Annotated in this window: 1 protein-coding gene; it reads left to right on the forward strand. The window is 65.8% G+C overall.

Features of this window, described 5'->3' with window-relative positions; genetic code table 11:
- Nucleotide 1: 1 nt before the first annotated feature.
- A partial coding sequence (locus ACQG3P_RS22625; RefSeq protein WP_426806304.1) for a serine hydrolase occupies nucleotides 2-240 on the forward strand: 239 nt, incomplete at its 3' end.

Below are 240 nucleotides of genomic sequence, written 5' to 3' on the forward strand. Positions count from 1 at the left end.
CGTGGCCAAGGCCTGGGTGCTGATGGATTACGCCACCGGCCAGGTGCTGGCCGGCGAGAACATCCATGCACAGCTGGCCCCGGCCAGCATCACCAAGGTGATGACCTCGTACGTGGTTGCCGCCGACGTGAAGAACGGCAAGGTCCGTACCGACGACCAGGTGATGATGAGCGAGCGTGCCTGGCGCGATGGTGGCGCCGGCACCGACGGCAGCTACAGCGGCTTCCCGGTCAATCAGAC

The sequence above is a fragment of the Stenotrophomonas sp. SrG genome, assembly GCF_050031795.1.
Lineage (GTDB): Bacteria > Pseudomonadota > Gammaproteobacteria > Xanthomonadales > Xanthomonadaceae > Stenotrophomonas > Stenotrophomonas rhizophila_A.